The sequence below is a fragment of the Pseudomonas sp. LJDD11 genome (assembly GCF_024584215.1).
Taxonomy (GTDB): domain Bacteria; phylum Pseudomonadota; class Gammaproteobacteria; order Pseudomonadales; family Pseudomonadaceae; genus Aquipseudomonas.
In genome coordinates this window covers 112965-130044 of the sequence record NZ_JANJFL010000003.1, presented here as the reverse complement: position 1 = coordinate 130044, position 17080 = coordinate 112965, and the positions used below count along the sequence as shown (strand labels likewise).

Here is a 17080-nt window from a genome sequence, read left to right as displayed (position 1 = left end):
CTATAACGACCATGGCGTCTGTGGCTGAGCGCCGGGTGTCTCTGGCCTGATCGAGGCCCAGATGGGACAAACCTGGAAACATCCTACGCCCGTAAATCCCGCAGGTCGTAGGACTCTTCTGAATTTTCACGCTATGCTCTGCCCCCGCTTGTACCATCCATCCGAGACGACTACCTTTCCTGCTCGTCGTTGATTCCAGCGACCGGGTTTAGTCGCCCGAATGTTTGGCACAAACTTCCGCAATTGTAATTGTCTGCCCAGTTCAGACAATGCGGTTTCTATGGCGGTTGTGTACGGGGCGCCTTCGGGTGCGCCGGGTTGCCTGACACCGGTCGACTAACCTGTACACAGCTGCCACCTTTCGTTTAGTCGCGTTGGGTGCTGGCATCACTGTCAGGTAATCGAAATGATCTTGTCTACACCTCATCCACCGCAACACCTGTCTGTCGCCCTCACCGCTCCCAGTCTACTCACGGTCAAACCCGGTACCCATATCGAAGACGCGCTGATCGCTGCGGCAGACTATCTGCACTGCGCAGCTGCCACGGCCTATGAAGTCGCTGATCACCAGTCTCCTGAGTTTCGTCCGCTGGCGCGCTCGGTGGTCAATCAACTGGATATGGCACGGGAACTGATAGAAGCAACGCTGGCGATGCTGTCCCAGCCAGCATCAGTGGCCGCCAAGGACTGAGTAGCAAGCACAGTCAGGAACAATGCGCTGGCGGTGAGAGGTCGCACATTGCTCCTGATTTGCCCCGCCTTAGTCGAGTTTCCTGCCGCGCCACGCCTGGGCCAGTTCCCGCTCCAGGCTCAGTTTCGAGGCGCGGATAATCGCATCGGCGTCCTTGGGCAAGTCATGCTCGACCACATACACCGGTCTGGCCCGTTGCTGCGCCGCGCTGACAATCTCGTCCCAGGCCAGCAAGCCCTCCCCCACAGGGGCAAAATTCATCTCGTCGTCGCGCAGGCCGATGCCGGAGTTGTCCTTGGCATGCAGGGCAAACAGGCGGTCGGCATAGCGGTGGATCAGCCTGACCGGGTCCTGGCCACCACGGAACACTCAGGCGGCATCGATCTCCAGCGCCAGGTTTTCTGCGCGGGTGGCGTCCACCATCAGTTCAAAGCCGGTCTTGCCACGAAAGGTCTTCATCTCGAAATCGTGGTTGTGATATGCCAGATGCAAGCCGCTTTTGCGCAAGGTGCTGCCCAGCGCGTTGAGTTCTTTACCGAGCCTCTTCCAGCCCGCCGCGTCGGTCGGGCGATCGGCCGGTTGCAGATAAGGCACCACCAGCACCTTGTTGCCAATCGCCTGATTGAAAGCAATGGTCTGAGCCATCTGGCTGCGCAAGGCGTCCAGTTGCACGTGTGCGGAAGTGACTGAGAGGTTGTACTGGGCCAGCAGCCGGTTCAGCTCGGCACTGCTGACGCCTTGATCGCCAACCAGCTCCACTGCCGTGAACCCGGCATTACGAGCCATCAGGAACTGCTGGTCGAGGGTGCCGACATTGCGCAGGGTGTACATCTGCAGGGCAATTTTGCTATCTGCCTGGTGACGCCATAAGCGGGCTGCCATTGAGCAGGCTGCCGGCAACCACAGTGGCCAGCGCCAGTTTCTTGATCAAACGCATCGCAACTTCCTTTTGAGTGGCAGGGAATCCGTTTCCGCGTGTAACCGGTTACACGCCTCAATGGCAGGAATTTATGCGTTGCCAGGCAAGGCTGTCAATTGCGTGATGGCCCGTTATCGGGTGCAGCTGCGGTTGGCGTTCATCCGGATCATTCGCTACGGTTCCCAGACACCCGTGGTAGAGCCTTCGCTCAGATTGCTCCTTGCATGAAAGCCCATGCGAACGTACTGCTTCGGGGGCCTGTCTACTTTTAGGCTGCCCTTCTCTTTTTTGCTGAACAAGGACCGTGCCTGTGAAATCACCGATCGCCGCCGTGCTGTTGCTGTTGTTTACGTTGTGCCAGTCCGCTATGGCTCAGGACTCACCCGAGGCCGTGCTGATTCACGGCGGTCGGGTGATGACCATGGATCCGGCACTGGGTGATCTTGATAACGGTGAAGTGCTGATCCGTGACGGTCGTATCGTTGCCGTAGGCCGTGACCTGCAAGCCGGAAATGCCCGGCGTATCGATGCCCGCGGGCAAGTGGTACTGCCAGGCTTTGTCGATGCGCATAACCATCTTTATGTAACGCTGATGCGTGGGCAGTTTCGCAACCAGCAGGGGCAGTTTTTTCCGGTCAGCTCCCGACTGGCAGCTGCGATGACGCCTGAGGATACCTATGCTGCGATGCGTCTGGGTGCGCTGGAGCTGCTCCACGGCGGCATTACCACCACAGGGGATTTTTTCGATAACGTGCGCTCGCCGGCCCATGGCGAAGCCGGGTTAAGGGCGCTGCAGGATGCAGGTATCCGGGCGACGATGTTCTACGGCGGGCCGGACAAGACCACCAGACAGCCCATCGACCTGCAACAACTACAAAACCTGGCCAGACGCCAAGGCAGCGAAGCACGGGTACAGCTTGGCCTCGCCTGGCGTCTGCCGCGTGACCGTGGCGATGCGGCTAACTGGACCATGCGCCAGGCCGAATACGACACCGCGCGACGCCTGAGGCTGCCGATCCAGGTGCATGTCAGCGGCGAGCCAGGGCCGATGTTCGACGCGTTGATCAAGCGCGGTTATCTGTATCCCGGCCTGACAATCGTGCATGCCACCGACGCCACTGCCGCACAATTGCAGGCGCTGGAAAAAGCCGGCGGCAGTCTGGCCCTGACGCCTTTGAGCGAACACCGTGTCGGCTATGGCCTGACCGCGCTGGACCGGTTCGCTGCCGTGCGGCGTCAGGGCCTGGGCATTGATGGCAACTCGTTGGCGGGCAGTGCCGACATGTTCGCCACCCTGCGCCTGGCCGCTCTGACCTGGAGCGGCAGCCAGCGCGACGAGCGCGCCCCGGACCCGCGCAGCCTGCTGGCAATGGCGACCCGCGGTGGTGCTGAATCCCTCGGGCTGGAGAAGCAGACCGGTACCCTGACACCGGGCAAACGGGCTGATGTACAGATCATCGACCTGACGGCGCTGAACCTGGCCGGTTTTGCAGGCGGTGATCCCTCCGCGTTGCTGGTCTACTCGGCGCGGCCTGAAAACGTCAGCACGGTGTTGGTAGATGGCCGCGTGATCAAGCAACACGGCCGGCTGGAGGGGGTGGATATGCCGCAGCTGTTGCGCGAGTCCGCCGAGGCCGCTCGTGGTCTGGTAGAGCGCAGTCAGTAAGGTGCAATCAGCGCGGTTGGCGCCTGGATTGTGCGCTACAGCTGTGTATTGCCTGACTGATCGTTATCTTTTACCGACGCGTTTCACTCAAAGACCCGCCCAGCAGGTACAACCCGCCCCCGACAATAAGAAAACCTGCCAGCACATAGAACATCATCGGCGCCGGCCAGACGGCGAGCACCAGACCGCAGACAATCGGCCCCAGTGCCCCGCCAAGGTTGGACAGGTTCTGTGCCGCGAAGTACATGCCGCGCAGCGACGCCGGGGCGATACGGTCGATGAACATGTACTCGGCAGGGAACACAATGATTTCGCCAAGGGTAAACAGCAGCATGGCAAAGGCCCAGGCGGTCAGGCTCTGGGCCATGGAGAAACCGGCCAAACCTGCGAGAAACAGCGCCAGCCCGGCCATCAGCCAACGGGTCAGGTGTTGCGAGTCGATGCGTTTGCCGACCCAGTATTGCAAGGTAATCACCCCGCACGCATTGACCGCCAGCAAGGTGGTGATCACCGAATAAACCCGCTGCGGGTCGCTGGTCACCACCAGGTATTGCGACAAATAGGCACTGAACTGACCGAACACCACGGCGCTGAGAATGCCGCCCAGGGTGAAGCACACCAGGCGCCGGTCGTTGAGCAGCACCTTGCCGACCTGGGCGAAGGAAAATGGCGTGGTCTGGGCCGGCGCGCAGCCCAGCTCGCGGTCGCCGTAGCGGATGTACAGCCAGAAGAACCCCGCGCCGAGCGCTGCCGACAGCACAAACGGCAGGCTCATGTTAACCCCCGCCAACGCCGCACCGATGAATGGACCGACGGCGTAGGCCATGTTGATCAGGGTATAGCGCAACGAAAATACCCGGCTCTGCTCATGGCTGGGCAGCAGCCGCCCAAAAGCAGCCTTGGCAGTAATGTCGATCACCGAATAGGCAAAGTTGAACAGCACCAGCGCCAGAAAGAACAGGATCAGGTTCGAGGTCACACACATGCCGATGAATGCAGCGACAAAGCAGCCGGTAAAACCCAGAATCAGCGGATAGGGTTTGAGACGGTCGGTCAAATAACCGCCATACAGGCTCAGCAAGGACCCGGCCACCAGCGCGCAACCCACCGTGGTGCCTACCGCAGCGATACTCAACTGGTAGTGTTTGCTCAGGTAGAGCACCAGATACGGTAGCGTGATCGCCCGCCCCAGAGTCAGTACGAAGGCACTGGCCAGCAGCAGGTTAACGCCTGAGGGGTACTGCTTGAGTACGGTGAGCATATGCTGTCCTTGTGTAGCAGCCCGCGGGGCGCTGGCTATTGCCCCGCGTTACAACAACGGCAAACCTCAGTCCGCCTTATACCCAACCTTTGCGTGCGCTGTATTCTGACGACGCACCCGGTACGCCACGCCCAGCACCACAAACCACACCGGCGTCACCAGCAGCGCCTGACGGGTGTCGGCTTGCAGCGCCAGCAACACCAGGATGAAGGCAAAAAATGCCAGGCACACCCAGCACATGAACACGCCACCAGGCATGCGGAATTTCGAGGCTTGATGCAGATGCCCCCGCTGGTTGCGGTAGGCCATGTACGACAGCAGGATCATCGACCAGACAAACATGAACAGCAGCGCCGAGACCGTAGTGATCAGGGTGAACGCTTCGATCATGCTCGGCATCAGGTAGATCACCACTGCGCCAAAGGTCAGGCAGATGCAGGAGAAGATCAGGCCGTTGGACGGCACGGCGCTGCGCGATAGCGTACCGAAGCGCTTCGGCGCATCACCTTCCATGGCCAGGCCGTAGAGCATGCGGCTGGTGGAAAATACCCCACTGTTGGCCGACGACGCAGCGGAAGTCAGAACCACGAAGTTGATCACAGCAGCGGCCGCCGGCAGCCCGGCCAACACGAACAATTCAACGAACGGGCTCTTGTTGGGCACCACGTCACGCCACGGCGTCACCGCCATGATGGTGATCAGCGCCAGCACGTAAAACACGATGATCCGGATCGGGATCGAGTTGATCGCCCGTGGCAGGTTGCGCTCCGGGTTGCGGGTTTCGGCGGCGGTGGTGCCCACCAGTTCGATACCGACAAAAGCAAACACCGCGATCTGGAAACCGGCGAAAAAGCCCATCAAACCATGCGGGAACATGCCGCCGTCGTTCCACAGGTTGCTCAACGACGCCACATCGCCACTCGGCGACTGGTAGCTGGCAATCACCATGTACAGGCCGGTGCAGATCAGCGCGCAAATGGCGACGATCTTGATCATCGCGAACCAGAACTCCAGCTCGCCGAACATTTTCACTGTCAGCAGGTTCAGCGACAGCAACAGGGCTACGCAGGCCAGCGCCGGTATCCAAGGCTGCACCTCCGGGAACCAGAACTGGGTATAGGCGGCAATGGCGATGACATCGGCGATGCCGGTCACGATCCAGCAGAACCAGTAAGTCCAGCCAGTGAAAAAGCCCGCCCACGGACCGAGCAGGTCGGTAGAAAAGTCGATGAAGGACTTGTAGTTGAGGTTCGACAGCAGCAACTCGCCCATTGCGCGCATGACGAAGAACAGCATGAAGCCGATGATCATGTAGACGAAAATGATCGACGGGCCGGCCAGGCTGATGGTCTTGCCCGAGCCCATGAACAGGCCGGTACCAATGGCGCCGCCAATGGCTATCAACTGGATATGGCGATTGGAAAGGTTGCGTTTGAGGGCGTGTTCGTCAGGTTCTTGCGCGGGGTGATCGTGAAGCGGGGTTGTCATGAATTCTTTCCTTGTGTTTCGAATTGTTTTTATACCATCAATGACACCCCCTTTCTTGACATTCTCCCCGCCCTAAAGGGCGGGGAGGATGTCAATATCTTTGCGCGTGTGCTTTCCAGGGTTCAGGTGATTTTTTTGAAAGGAAGAGAGGGTGGATCAAGGCCGTCTCAAGAGCATCAAAAGCGTATTGTCGACCAATCAAATATAGGTATTCATCAGAGGGGGAGAAAATTCCGATGACCGAAGAGCTTATGATTTCTGCTATTTGCTGGGAACTGCAGGGTAATGTGTCTGTTGAGTTTGCTCACGAGAATGACTTGTATTTTTTCTGCCCCGATCAGCGTTGTCTTGCAGAAGTCATACCGGCAAAGAAAAAGAACTATTTCTTTCGCGCTCCCCAGTCTCATGTATCAGGATGCCAGAACGAAAAGAAGAAGACCGAATCAGGCTCTCTCTCTGGTGTGCGTAAGCAGTTTGCAGCAGATGAGCCAGTTTCAGTTGTTCCTAGTCATCTGGGGAAGCTACCGAAGCAAGACAAAAAATCCAGGCCGTCAGTCGAACAAATGCGGACGTTAGCCATACAGGTGCGTACGTCACCAATCCAGCATCCAGGTACGCTAGAGGAAGTGATTGATGCTTGGCACAGGATGAGCATCAACAAGCGTCACTCCACATCATTGGATATTGGTGGGCAGGCGCTCAATTATTTCAGTGCCTTTGCAGCTTTCAGTGCATTGACAGACGACGTTGACAAACTGACAACCGGGCTGCATATCGCATTCGGCGATGCGAAGGTTAATCTTTTCAAAGGGGATTACTACATTAAAAGCCTGTGCAAATTCAAAGACCATACACCTGCGAAACCCTTGATTTTCAGAGTGAGACAGGGGCACTCCCTGTTCAACGAGCTAAAAGACGGTCAAACGGTATCCTTATTTGTTCGGGGGCCGGTGAGCATCAGAAGTGCTGAGCGTAACTCTGTCGACCTGCAATGCCGTGATGCTTACAGCGGTATTGTGATACGCCCCAAGAACTGAATGGTCGTTAGCCCCCATAGACCGGTGGGAGCTGGCTTGCCAGCGAAGACGGCGGCACAGTCGCAGCAGATGTAGTGTTTTTACTGGCCTCTTCGCGAGCAAGCTCGCTCCCACTGGGGGCTCACAGTACCTAAGTGACCAGTATTGGCGTTAGCCCAGATCCTCAGCGATGTACAGGTCGGTCTATGCGTGAAAACCATTCCCCAACCGCTCACGCAGGTAACTGACCAGCGCCCCCACCGCCTTGGGCACGTGCGGTGAATACGGGCGGATCAGGTGAATTTCGCCCGCAAATGCCCCTTTGAGCGTCCAGTCTGGCAGCACCCGTTGCAGCGAGCCCTGGGCCAGCGCTGCCTGAGCGCTGAAGTCGGGTAACAGGGCTATCCCGGTGTCCTGCAAAGCGGCATCGCGCAGGGCTTCACTGTTATTGGTGGCGAAGTTGCCGGTGATCGGCACGCTGAGGCGCTCTGGCTCGGTGCTACCCCGCTTGGCGCGTTCGAAAGTCCACACCGGTTGATCGCCGCCACGCGGGTAAAACAGGCAGTTATGGCTGGCCAGTTGCTCCGGGCTGTGTGGTTCCCCATGGCGTGCAATGTAGCCCTGACTGGCCACCAGCACTGAAGCGGTGTCGCACAGCTTCCAGGCCACATGGGTATCGGGGATCTGAAAACTGTGGCGGATCGCCAGGTCGAAGCCTTCGGCGGCGATAGAGGTCAATGCGTCGGAGACTTCCAGTTGCACCCGCACTTGCGGGTAGCGTTCGAGAAACGCCGGCAGCAGCGGTACCAGTTGCTGGCGGGCAAAGGCCACTGGAGCGGTGAGGCGCAGCAAGCCACGCAGCGTGCCGGATGATTCGCGTACCGCCGAGAAGCTGCGGGCGATCTGCGCGTAGGCGTCGCGCACCTCGCGGGTCAGGGCTTCACCGGCCTGGGTCAGACGCACACTGCGGGTGGTACGGTTTACCAGTTGCGTACCGGTGGCCTTTTCCAGTTCCGCAATTCGCTGGCTGACCACCGACTTGCTGACCCCCAGGCGCGTCGCCGCGGCGGTATAAGTGCCCTGCTCTTCCAGTACGGCCAGCCAGCGGATGTGGGTCCAGAGGCCTTCGATTTCTGTATGTTCCATTGAGCACCTCTAAAAACGACCTTCGTTGCCATCGCTGCGTTAAAACCGGATCCGACGATGCCTATTGTTCGTCATTCAAAACAATGAGTTCGCTATTCTGGTCTGGTTGCGAACAAATTCAAGGGTTATCGTGAATCCATCTTGCGAACAACAACCAAGAGGTACTCATGAGCCAGACCATCGAACATTACATCAATGACGCCCGTGTCAGCCGCGACGACCGCTATCAGGACGTTTACAACCCGGCCACCGGTGAAGTGACCGGCAAAGTCGCGCTCGGCAGCCGCAAGACGGTCGACGAAGCCGTTGCTGCGGCCAAGGCGGCATTCGCTGAATGGAGCGAGACGCCGCCAATCCGTCGCGCCCGGGTCCTGTTCCGTTACCTGCAATTGCTGCAGGAACGTAAAGATGATCTGGCGCGCATCATCACCGCCGAGCACGGCAAGGTATTCACTGATGCCCAGGGCGAAGTCGAGCGCGGTATCGACATTCTCGAATTCGCCTGTGGTATTCCGCACCTGATGAAGGGCGACCATACCGACCAGGTCTCCCGGGGTATCGATAACTGGACCGTACGCCAACCACTGGGCGTGGTGGCCGGTGTAACGCCGTTCAACTTCCCTGTGATGGTCCCGATGTGGATGTACCCGATCGCCCTGGCGGCCGGTAACACCTTCGTCCTCAAGCCAAGCCCGACCGACCCGAGCGCGTCGCTGTTCATGGCTGAGCTGCTGCGTGAGGCCGGTCTGCCCAAAGGCGTGTTCAACGTGGTGCAAGGCGACAAGGAGTCGGTCGACGCGCTGCTGGAACACCCGGACGTCAAGGCGCTGAGCTTCGTCGGCTCGACACCGATTGCCCAGTACATCTACGAGACCGGCGCTCGCAATGGCAAGCGTGTCCAGGGCCTGGGCGGTGCCAAGAACCACATGGTGGTGATGCCCGACGCCGATATCGAGAAAACCGTCGATGCCTTGATGGGCGCCGCTTACGGCAGTGCGGGTGAGCGCTGCATGGCGATCTCGGTGGCCGTATTGGTCGGTGATGTGGCCGACAAGATCGTCCCGGCCCTGATCGAGCGCGCCAAGCAACTGCGCGTCACCGATGGCCGTGACCTGAAAGCCGAAATGGGCCCGATCGTCACTGATGTGGCCCGCAAGCGCATCACCGGCTACATCGAACAAGGTGTGGCTGCCGGTGCCAAGCTGCTGCTTGATGGCCGCGACTTCAAACCTGCCGAAGCCGGTCTGGAAAACGGTTTCTGGCTGGGCGCGACGCTGTTCGACCATGTCACCCCGGAAATGACCATCTACCGCGAAGAGATTTTCGGCCCGGTGTTGAGCTGCGTGCGCGTGGATGACTTCGGTCAGGCAGTGGAACTGGTCAACAACCACGAGTTCGGCAACGGCGTCAGCCTGTTCACCGCCGACGGCAACATCGCCCGTGAGTTCGGTCGCCGCATTGAAGTCGGCATGGTCGGTATCAACGTACCGATTCCAGTACCAATGGCCTGGCACGGTTTCGGCGGCTGGAAAAAGAGCCTGTTTGGCGACATGCACGCCTATGGCAGCGAAGGCGTACGCTTCTACACCAAACAGAAGTCGATCATGCAGCGCTGGCCGGAAAGCATCGAAAAAGGCGCTGAGTTCGCCATGCCGGTTGCCAAGTAATCTGCTTTCGCGGCTGAAGCGGATCACCGCTTCAGCCGCGAAAAACCGCAACTTGTTCTACCCCTCCAACACCCGCAACAACCGCGACAAGCTGGCATCCATCTCAGCCAGCACGTCAGCCGGTAATGTCTCCAGCAGGCGCCGCTCATTCTCCACATGGCTTTCAACTGCCCGATCAATCAACGCCAGGCCCTGCGCCGTCAACTGCACCAGCAGGCTGCGCGCGTCATCGGGGTTGGCCACGCGCTCGATCAACTGACGGGTTTCCAGACGCTTTAACCGGTGGGTCATGGTTCCGGAGGTCACCATCAGGGTCGAGAACAACGCCGTGGGGCTCAGGCAATACGGCGCGCCGGAGCGACGCAGGGTGGCGAGCATGTCGAACTCCCAGACGCTCAGGTCGTAAGCGGCATAACCTGCTTCCAGGCGCGGGGTCAGCAGCGCTGCGCAGCGATTGATCCGCCCGATCGGCCCCATGGGCGTGGTATCCAGCTCGGGGCGTTCGCGGTGCCACTGTTCCAGGATGGTGTCCACCGCATCGCGGGGTCGTTGCTTGGCCGAATCTGTCATTTATCTTGACTTCAAGGTAGTTGTTGAGCAACGATCATATTACCTTGAGTTGAAGATAAAATCATGACCGCAACCCATACTCACCCACAATGGCGCGATATCCTGCTGACCGCTCTGGCACCCGCCATCTGGGGCTCGACCTATATCGTGACTTCAGAAATCCTGCCGCCTGACCGGCCCTTCACCGCAGCGCTCATCCGGGTATTGCCGGCGGGTCTGTTGTTGTTGCTCTACACCCGGCAAATGCCCTCCCGGCAAAACGTCTGGCGCCTGCTGGTGCTGGGTGCGCTGAATATCGGGGTGTTCCAGGCCCTGCTGTTCGTCGCAGCCTATCGCTTGCCGGGTGGTTTGGCGGCGGTATTGGGTGCGATCCAACCGTTACTGGTCATGCTGCTGGCCTGGGCGGTGGAGCGCCGTTCACCCGCATTGGCGACCTGGTGTTCGGCGCTGCTCGGCGTCATGGGCATGGCTGTACTGCTGCTGTCGCCGCAGACGATCTTTGAACCGGTGGGTATGGCCGCTGCCTTGCTGGGCGCCACGTGTATGGCGCTGGGTGTATGGCTGACGCGGCGCTGGCAGTTGCAGATGCCAGTCCTGGCCCTCACCGGCTGGCAACTGGTGATTGGCGGCGTACTGCTGGCACCGGTCGCCTGGCTGGCCGATGCCCCTCTGCCGCCGTTGACCCTCGCGCAATACGCGGCCTACGCCTACCTCAGCCTGGCCGGTAGTCTGCTCGGTTATGTGCTGTGGTTTCGCGGGGTAATCCGCCTGCCGACCGTGGCGGTGGCATCACTGGGCCTGCTGAGCCCATTGTCGGCAGTGTTGCTGGGCTGGGCACTGCTTGGCCAGTCAATGACCGGCAGCGCCCTGATCGGCCTGGTCATCGTGCTGGCCAGTGTGTTTGCGGTGCAATGGACGGCGGCACGGGGGCGTTAAACCGTCCTCGGCCAACTGCGCTCTGCCGCCGGGCGCATCGTCAATCTTTCGACCTCATCGGTTCGCAGGAAGAGGCAGCACGTGAATCGGTGCGCCTGCCCCTGCTGGGACCGACGGCCGGTCGTGGACTTTCTCCAATGTCGAGGGCTACTGGCCTGGTAATGATTGCAGCCCATGGGCGATGAGTGCCAAGGATGGCACCCCGTTCGACTCTCAAGCACCACCTGCACGTATACATTCATACATTTGTACAAGTCCTCTCCCCGCACTGCGCATTTTTACGCTATTCCCCTCGTTGCAACCGCCCTAGTCTCCTGTTCCAGGCAAGCACCAATAACAACAACGGAGACGCCCCATGCCTGTTCAACACGAGCACGACCCGCGGTTGAAGAAATCCTTGAAAACCCGCCATATCAGCATGCTGGCCCTTGGCGGAGTCATCGGTGCCGGACTGTTCGTCGGCTCCAGCGCAGTGATTGCGTCCACAGGCCCTGGCGCCTTTCTGACCTATATCGTGACCGGCATCATCGTTGCGCTGGTCATGCGCATGCTCGGCGAAATGGCCGCCGCCCATCCCAGAGCAAAGGCTCCTTCGTCGATTACGCGCGCATGGCCTATGGCAACGCCGCCGGCTACGCCACGGGCTGGCTGTACTGGTACTTCTGGGTCATTGTCGTCGGCTTCGAAGCCGTAGTCGGAGGGCAGATCATCAATGAGTGGCTGCCGGGCTTTCCTGTGTGGGCCATCGCCTTGGGGTTGATGGTTATCATGACCCTGCTCAACCTGATGTCAGTGCATTCCTTCGGTGAGGCAGAATACTGGTTCGCTGGGGTCAAGGTCGCTGCCATCGTTGCCTTTCTGGTGGTCACCGGCGCTTACATCAGCGGTGGCTGGCCTGACTCCCAGGCAAGTTTCAACCATCTCACAGACCACGGCGGCCTGTTCCCGAACGGCATTGCTTCGCTGTTTTCCGGCGTGGTGGTAGTGATTTTCTCGATGACCGGGGTCGAGGTGGCGACCATCGCAGCGGCTGAGTCTGAACACCCGGCGCAGAATATACGCCGTGCAGTCAACACTGTAATGGCCCGGATTCTGGTGTTCTTTGCGCTTTCAACCCTGTTCATTGTCGTGGCCCAACCGTGGACCGACATCGTGCCGGGCAAGTCGCCGTTCGTGACTACTCTGGAACACATCGGTATTCCCGGTGCAGCGCTGGTGCTCAAGGTGGTGATCCTGATCGCCGTACTGTCGGTGCTCAATGCCGGGCTGTACACCTCCTCACGCTTGCTATTCGTGCTGGCCAGTAATGGCGAGGCTCCGGCCAGTATCGCCAGCGTGAGTAAACGCGGTGTACCAGCACGGGGCGTCATCACTTCAACGCTGGTGGGTTACGGCTGTGTGGTGATTGCAGCAATCTGGCCAGACACCGTATTCCAGTTCCTGCTCAACTCTTCCGGCGCGGTGTTTCTGTTCGTTTACCTGATGATTTGCCTGTCGCAAATCAAACTGCGCCCGCGCTGGGTTGCCGCAGGCAGCCTCAAATTCCGCATGTGGGGCCACCCTTGGCTGCCGTTGCTAGTGACCGCCGCCATTATCGCCGTGCTGGTCAGCATGGCGCTTGACGCCACCAGCCGGGCCAGCCTGCTGCAATGTCTGGTGGCAATCGCCGTGATCCTTCTGTCGTATGCCGTGCTGGGCCGGGTGCGTGCCCGTCAGGCGGCCGCTGCATCTTCCCCGACCCAACCTGTATAGAGATAACCATGGACCTGACCCAATTGCCCAATCGGCCGCTCTGGTACGAGCCAACCCCGGCTCGTGAGCGGCTGGAGCACGCCATCAACGCCGACGTGGTGATTGTCGGCGCCGGCTACACCGGCCTGTGGACGGCCTACTACCTGCTCAAAAGCGCACCGACATTACGTGTGGTGCTGTTGGAGCGCAAAACCGTCGGCTTCGGCGCTTCGGGGCGCAATGGCGGCTGGGCTTCGGCGATCTTCCCGATCTCGCTGAACCATCTGGCGCAGATGTCCAGCCATGCAGCAGCGCTGGCCTTACAGATGGCAATGAATGACACGGTCGATGAAATCGGCCGGGTGCTGGCTGCAGAAGGGATCGAGGCTGATTACAGCAAACAGGGTTTTCTGTCCGTGGCACGCAGCCCGGCGCAGTGGGCCAGGGCCAATAGTGCGGTGCAGGCTTCAAAAGAGTTCGGCCTGCCCGAACAATGGCACGCCCTGAATACCGCCAAAGCCCGTGCGCTACTGGACGTCGAAAACGTACAAGGCGGCCTTTTCACCGAGCATTGCGCACTGATCCATCCCGGCAAGCTGGTGCGCGGCCTGGCCAGTCTGGTCGAACGCATGGGGGCGAAGATTTATGAGCACAGCGAAGTCCTGCAGATCCATCCCGGCCGGGTACAAACGATCGCAGGCGAGGTCAAGGCCGAGACCGTGGTACGGGCAACCGAGGCGTTCAGCGCCCAACAGCCGGGCCTGCAACGTTCGGTGATCCCGCTGTATTCGCTGGTACTGGCCACCGAGCCGCTGCCGCTCGGCTTGCGTCAGCAACTGGGTCTGGATGTGCGCCGGGCCTTCAATGACATGCGCCACCTGCGTGTGTATGGCCAGGTCACCGCCGAGGGGCGCCTGGTTTTCGGCGGGCGCGGCGCGCCTTATCAATGGGGCTCGAAAATGCCCGAGAGCGCCGATCTGGTAGACAGTACCCACCAGAAGATTCATGCCGCGTTGCTGGAGTTCTTCCCGGCCCTGGTCGATGCACGAATCACTCACCGCTGGGGCGGCGCTTTGGGCGTGGCCCGTGACTGGTGTCCAACCGTCAGCCTTGACCCTCAAACCCGTATGGCCTGGGCCGGCAACTATGTCGGTGATGGCGTGGCCACCAGCAACCTGGCTGGTCGCCTGCTGCGCAACCTGATCCTCGGCGAGGACCATGAACTTAACCGCCTGCCCCTTGTTAACCATCGCTCGCCGGCCTGGGAGCCTGAGCCCTTGCGCTGGTTGGGCATCAACAGCGGCCTGGCCGCCGCCAACTTCAGTGACCTCGAAGAGCGCTGGACCCGTAAACCCTCGCGTACCGCCATGCTGCTGGAACGGCTGACGGGCGCTCATTGAAAAAGGAACGCACCATGCCTGTTTTTACCATTCTCAAGGCCGCCGAACTGTCTACCGCCGCGCTGGAACCCAAAGGACAACGGGGCGGCGCTGACCGGGGCGATCCGCAGATCGCCATCCAGACCCTGGCGCCACTGGCCACCGGCAACCTCGGCATCTGGGAGTGCCGGCCCGGTGGCTGGCCGGTGATTGATCGTCCCGATACCGAATTCACATACATCCTGGCCGGCCGCGCCACGCTGACCGACGACGCCAGCGGTGAAGTCAAGGAGGTCGGCGCCGGAGACCTGATCATCCTGCCGCCAGGCTGGACCGGCCGCTGGGATGTTATCGAAACAGTCAGGAAGGTCTATGCCATTTACTGAGACCTTCCAGCAGGCCGGTGCTGATCCCGGCCTGCAAGGCAATCCACAGCTGCGCACTGCCATGGGTGGTCGTAGCTGAGAAACCGCTGAGCTGTTCGATCCGTTTGATCCGGTAGACCAGTGTCTGGCGATGAATGCCCAGCTCAAAGGCGCTGGCTTTCCAGTTGCCATCGTTGCCAAGAAATGCGGCCAGGGTCTTGAGCAGTTCACCGTCCTGGCTGCGGTCATGCTCGATCAACGCCCCCAGGTAATGCCCCAGCAAGGCGCGGGCTTCGGCGAGGGATTTGGGCGCCATGCCGGTGACACGCTGCGCCTCACCATAGCGCTGCATGCTCTGGCCTGACTCACGTGCCTGAGCCAGTGCCAGACGTGCCTGGCGAAGGCTTTCAGTGACTCCGGCCGCGACACTGGCCGGCCCGCTGATGCCTATCCGGGTACCCGCACCCAGATTTGCCAGGCATTGCTCGAACAGTGCCGGTGAATCATTGGCCAGCATCAGCAATAGCCCCTCGTCAGCCAGCAGTAAGGGCGCCGGCTGATGCAAACCAGGCGCATGATGCAGTGTCTCTGTATGCCAGACCCCCTGCTGCCCCGGCTCCAGTGCGATACACACCAGCGTCCCGCTCAGGCCACGGCGTTCCAGCATTGGCCGGGCTGCTGACAGTTCGATCTGGCCAGTGATCAAATTGCGCAACAGAGTGGCGCCAGCTTCGCGCTGTTCGTCACGCGCAATCGCCAGACGCTCCAGTTCGATACTCAGCAGGCCGACCAGTGAGCGCACCAGCAAAGGGTCACCCCAGACCTTTTTGCCATGAGCAATGATGACCAGATTGGCCGACACAATGCCTGGAATGGCGACCCGCTCCAGCAACCTCGAGACTGCCACTTGCCGCGATGCGACGATGGGGACCCCGCTGGCCGCATCCTCGACCAGCAGATCAAGACCCAGGCTATCGGCCAGCAGCGTCAGGCGGCCCTCGAAATCCGGTTTCTTGCGCAGCACCTGGGCATAAGTCTGAAACAAGCGCTCACTGGTGCTCAGGCGCTCACGCTGGGTATGCAGCACGCTCTCGATAATCAACTGAGACAGCTTGACGAAGGCCAGTTCGAAGCTGGCCGAGAGCAGCGCAAAACCCAGCTGCTCGGCACATTCGAGCAACTCTGGGGTGAGCGCCGGAGAATCCGCACGCGGGGCCACCAGTAACGCACAGGCCTGGCTGTCGGCCAGTTGCTCCAGCCAGCGCACCTGTTGCCCGGCATCTGTGGGCAGGCCGATGCCGGTGGTCATCACCAGATTGCCAGCGGCCACCCATTTCCAGGGATCGCACAGATCGACCGTATGTGCCCAGGTGATCGTGCGGTCTACGCCCGCGAAGCCGGCCAGTGCGCTGATGCCAAGGGATTCGTTCAATAGCAGATCGCGGACCGTCAGCATGCGTGGCTCCAGCAGGGTAAGTCGCGCACTATAACAAGATCACGGCCGCGGCTTCACAGTCGCCATCATGGCAATCTGTCGCTTGCGGCTTGACCTGGACCGGGGCTGAGACAAATACTGTATGTAAATACAGTATCCTGGGTTTCCACCACCATGCCCTCAGTTGTCTCACTTGAAAGTCTCTTCGACAGCCGTCGTATCTGGCGCGGGCAGGCCAGCGACAGTGCGGCGTCAGCTTGTCCATCGACTGGCCATGCGGCGCTGGACAACTTGTTGCCCGGCGGCGGCTGGCCGGTCGCGGCGTTGAGTGAACTGCTGGTGGCGGCCCAGGGCATCGGTGAGTTGCGCCTGCTCTGGCCCACCCTCGCCCGGCTGACCCAACGCGCTGAACGGGTGGTGCTGGTTGGCCCGCCACATTTGCCTTACCCCCGCGCCTGGGCGGCGGCCGGTATCGAGCTGGGTTACCTGAGCCTGGTGCAGGCCCAGGGGCGTGACGCGTTGTGGGCTGCCGAGCAAAGCCTGCGCTCGGGCAGTTGTGGTGCGGTTGTGTGCTGGTTGCGTCAGGCCGACGACCGCTCATTGCGGCGCTTGCAGGTGGCGGCAGAAACCGGACAGACCCTGGCGTTTGCCTATCGGCCACTGGAAGAGGCCATCAATCCCTCCCCGGCGGCCTTGCGCCTGGCGGTAGAGGCTGCGCCTGATCAACTGCGGGTGCTCAAGTGCCGTGGGGGTATCGCGCCACCCAAGCCGATCCCGTTGAGTGCTCTAGCATTGGCCTGGCAGTAAGCG

General features: G+C 60.4%; 17 protein-coding genes. 10 read left to right on the top strand and 7 right to left on the bottom strand.

Features of this window, described 5'->3' with window-relative positions; translation table 11 throughout:
• The first annotated feature begins 406 nt into the window (after positions 1–406).
• Positions 407–691 (top strand): hypothetical protein, encoded by a 285-nt coding sequence (locus NRB16_RS05505; protein WP_253118019.1) that lies wholly within the window; start codon positions 407–409, stop codon positions 689–691.
• A 69-nt stretch (positions 692–760) separates the two neighbouring features.
• Here the strand turns inward: NRB16_RS05505 and NRB16_RS05500 are convergent, their stop codons facing one another.
• On the bottom strand, positions 761–1060 hold the full coding sequence (locus NRB16_RS05500) for a hypothetical protein (RefSeq protein WP_257105643.1): 300 nt from the start codon (positions 1058–1060) through the stop codon (positions 761–763).
• Entirely contained in the window at positions 1061–1573 is a 513-nt protein-coding gene (locus NRB16_RS05495; RefSeq protein ID WP_257105642.1) for a sugar phosphate isomerase/epimerase, read from the bottom strand.
• Between the two features lie 347 nt (positions 1574–1920).
• Between NRB16_RS05495 and NRB16_RS05490 the strand changes: the two genes are divergently transcribed.
• Positions 1921–3276 carry an amidohydrolase family protein gene (locus tag NRB16_RS05490; protein ID WP_257105641.1) on the top strand — a complete coding sequence of 452 codons (1356 nt, stop codon included), beginning with the start codon at positions 1921–1923 and terminating at the stop codon, positions 3274–3276.
• 70 nt (positions 3277–3346) lie between these two features.
• Here NRB16_RS05490 and NRB16_RS05485 read toward each other — a convergent pair whose 3' ends face one another.
• Together NRB16_RS05485 and cycA are read right to left on the bottom strand one after the other, a co-directional pair.
• Entirely contained in the window at positions 3347–4537 is a 1191-nt protein-coding gene (locus tag NRB16_RS05485) for an MFS transporter (protein ID WP_257105640.1), read from the bottom strand.
• Positions 4538–4603: 66 nt separating this feature from the next.
• Positions 4604–6025: a D-serine/D-alanine/glycine transporter gene (gene cycA, locus NRB16_RS05480; protein WP_253117235.1), complete on the bottom strand. Its 1422-nt coding sequence runs from the start codon at positions 6023–6025 to the stop codon at positions 4604–4606.
• Between the two features lie 236 nt (positions 6026–6261).
• Between cycA and NRB16_RS05475 the strand changes: the two genes are divergently transcribed.
• The gene (locus NRB16_RS05475) at positions 6262–7062 is read left to right on the top strand and encodes a hypothetical protein (protein ID WP_257105639.1); all 801 of its coding nucleotides are present in this window, start codon (positions 6262–6264) and stop codon (positions 7060–7062) included.
• Between the two features lie 183 nt (positions 7063–7245).
• Here NRB16_RS05475 and NRB16_RS05470 read toward each other — a convergent pair whose 3' ends face one another.
• The gene (locus tag NRB16_RS05470; RefSeq protein ID WP_257105638.1) at positions 7246–8187 is read right to left on the bottom strand and encodes a LysR family transcriptional regulator; all 942 of its coding nucleotides are present in this window, start codon (positions 8185–8187) and stop codon (positions 7246–7248) included.
• Positions 8188–8354: 167 nt separating this feature from the next.
• Here NRB16_RS05470 and NRB16_RS05465 point away from each other — a divergent pair, with 167 nt between their 5' ends.
• Positions 8355–9854, top strand: coding sequence for a CoA-acylating methylmalonate-semialdehyde dehydrogenase (locus tag NRB16_RS05465; RefSeq protein WP_253141259.1), 1500 nt, complete (start codon positions 8355–8357; stop codon positions 9852–9854).
• 57 nt (positions 9855–9911) lie between these two features.
• Here the strand turns inward: NRB16_RS05465 and NRB16_RS05460 are convergent, their stop codons facing one another.
• On the bottom strand, positions 9912–10424 hold the full coding sequence (locus NRB16_RS05460; protein ID WP_257105637.1) for a MarR family winged helix-turn-helix transcriptional regulator: 513 nt from the start codon (positions 10422–10424) through the stop codon (positions 9912–9914).
• 63 nt (positions 10425–10487) lie between these two features.
• Here NRB16_RS05460 and NRB16_RS05455 point away from each other — a divergent pair, with 63 nt between their 5' ends.
• The 5 genes from NRB16_RS05455 to NRB16_RS05435 all read left to right on the top strand — a co-directional run bounded on the left by NRB16_RS05455 (position 10488) and on the right by NRB16_RS05435 (position 14856).
• On the top strand, positions 10488–11360 hold the full coding sequence (locus NRB16_RS05455) for an EamA family transporter (protein ID WP_045491318.1): 873 nt from the start codon (positions 10488–10490) through the stop codon (positions 11358–11360).
• Between the two features lie 355 nt (positions 11361–11715).
• Complete coding sequence (locus tag NRB16_RS05450) at positions 11716–12054, top strand: hypothetical protein (RefSeq protein ID WP_257105636.1); 339 nt, start codon at positions 11716–11718, stop codon at positions 12052–12054.
• Positions 11970–13112 carry an amino acid permease gene (locus NRB16_RS05445; protein ID WP_257105635.1) on the top strand — a complete coding sequence of 381 codons (1143 nt, stop codon included), beginning with the start codon at positions 11970–11972 and terminating at the stop codon, positions 13110–13112. The genes NRB16_RS05450 and NRB16_RS05445 overlap by 85 nt, the downstream gene beginning before the upstream one ends.
• Positions 13113–13120: 8 nt before the next feature.
• Positions 13121–14491: an FAD-binding oxidoreductase gene (locus tag NRB16_RS05440; protein ID WP_253117229.1), complete on the top strand. Its 1371-nt coding sequence runs from the start codon at positions 13121–13123 to the stop codon at positions 14489–14491.
• Positions 14492–14505: 14 nt separating this feature from the next.
• Entirely contained in the window at positions 14506–14856 is a 351-nt protein-coding gene (locus NRB16_RS05435) for a cupin domain-containing protein (protein ID WP_045491324.1), read from the top strand.
• Here the strand turns inward: NRB16_RS05435 and NRB16_RS05430 are convergent.
• Complete coding sequence (locus NRB16_RS05430) at positions 14831–16291, bottom strand: PucR family transcriptional regulator ligand-binding domain-containing protein (RefSeq protein ID WP_253117228.1); 1461 nt, start codon at positions 16289–16291, stop codon at positions 14831–14833. The genes NRB16_RS05435 and NRB16_RS05430 overlap by 26 nt on opposite strands.
• A 153-nt stretch (positions 16292–16444) precedes the next feature.
• Here NRB16_RS05430 and imuA point away from each other — a divergent pair, with 153 nt between their 5' ends.
• Positions 16445–17077 carry a translesion DNA synthesis-associated protein ImuA gene (gene imuA, locus NRB16_RS05425; protein WP_045491328.1) on the top strand — a complete coding sequence of 211 codons (633 nt, stop codon included), beginning with the start codon at positions 16445–16447 and terminating at the stop codon, positions 17075–17077.
• Positions 17078–17080 lie beyond the last annotated feature (3 nt).

Excerpts from the sequence above, each read along its gene's own strand:
- NRB16_RS05485 (WP_257105640.1), bottom strand. The coding sequence starts at position 4,537 with ATGCTCACCGTACTCAAGCAGTACCCCTCAGGCGTTAACCTGCTGCTG.
- NRB16_RS05430 (WP_253117228.1), bottom strand. The coding sequence starts at position 16,291 with ATGCTGACGGTCCGCGATCTGCTATTGAACGAATCCCTTGGCATCAGC.
- NRB16_RS05470 (WP_257105638.1), bottom strand. The coding sequence starts at position 8,187 with ATGGAACATACAGAAATCGAAGGCCTCTGGACCCACATCCGCTGGCTG.
- NRB16_RS05505 (WP_253118019.1), top strand. The coding sequence starts at position 407 with ATGATCTTGTCTACACCTCATCCACCGCAACACCTGTCTGTCGCCCTC.
- NRB16_RS05460 (WP_257105637.1), bottom strand. The coding sequence starts at position 10,424 with ATGACAGATTCGGCCAAGCAACGACCCCGCGATGCGGTGGACACCATC.
- NRB16_RS05450 (WP_257105636.1), top strand. The coding sequence starts at position 11,716 with ATGCCTGTTCAACACGAGCACGACCCGCGGTTGAAGAAATCCTTGAAA.
- NRB16_RS05445 (WP_257105635.1), top strand. The coding sequence starts at position 11,970 with ATGGCCTATGGCAACGCCGCCGGCTACGCCACGGGCTGGCTGTACTGG.
- imuA (WP_045491328.1), top strand. The coding sequence starts at position 16,445 with ATGCCCTCAGTTGTCTCACTTGAAAGTCTCTTCGACAGCCGTCGTATC.
- NRB16_RS05455 (WP_045491318.1), top strand. The coding sequence starts at position 10,488 with ATGACCGCAACCCATACTCACCCACAATGGCGCGATATCCTGCTGACC.
- NRB16_RS05440 (WP_253117229.1), top strand. The coding sequence starts at position 13,121 with ATGGACCTGACCCAATTGCCCAATCGGCCGCTCTGGTACGAGCCAACC.
- NRB16_RS05435 (WP_045491324.1), top strand. The coding sequence starts at position 14,506 with ATGCCTGTTTTTACCATTCTCAAGGCCGCCGAACTGTCTACCGCCGCG.
- NRB16_RS05475 (WP_257105639.1), top strand. The coding sequence starts at position 6,262 with ATGACCGAAGAGCTTATGATTTCTGCTATTTGCTGGGAACTGCAGGGT.
- NRB16_RS05465 (WP_253141259.1), top strand. The coding sequence starts at position 8,355 with ATGAGCCAGACCATCGAACATTACATCAATGACGCCCGTGTCAGCCGC.
- cycA (WP_253117235.1), bottom strand. The coding sequence starts at position 6,025 with ATGACAACCCCGCTTCACGATCACCCCGCGCAAGAACCTGACGAACAC.
- NRB16_RS05495 (WP_257105642.1), bottom strand. The coding sequence starts at position 1,573 with ATGGCAGCCCGCTTATGGCGTCACCAGGCAGATAGCAAAATTGCCCTG.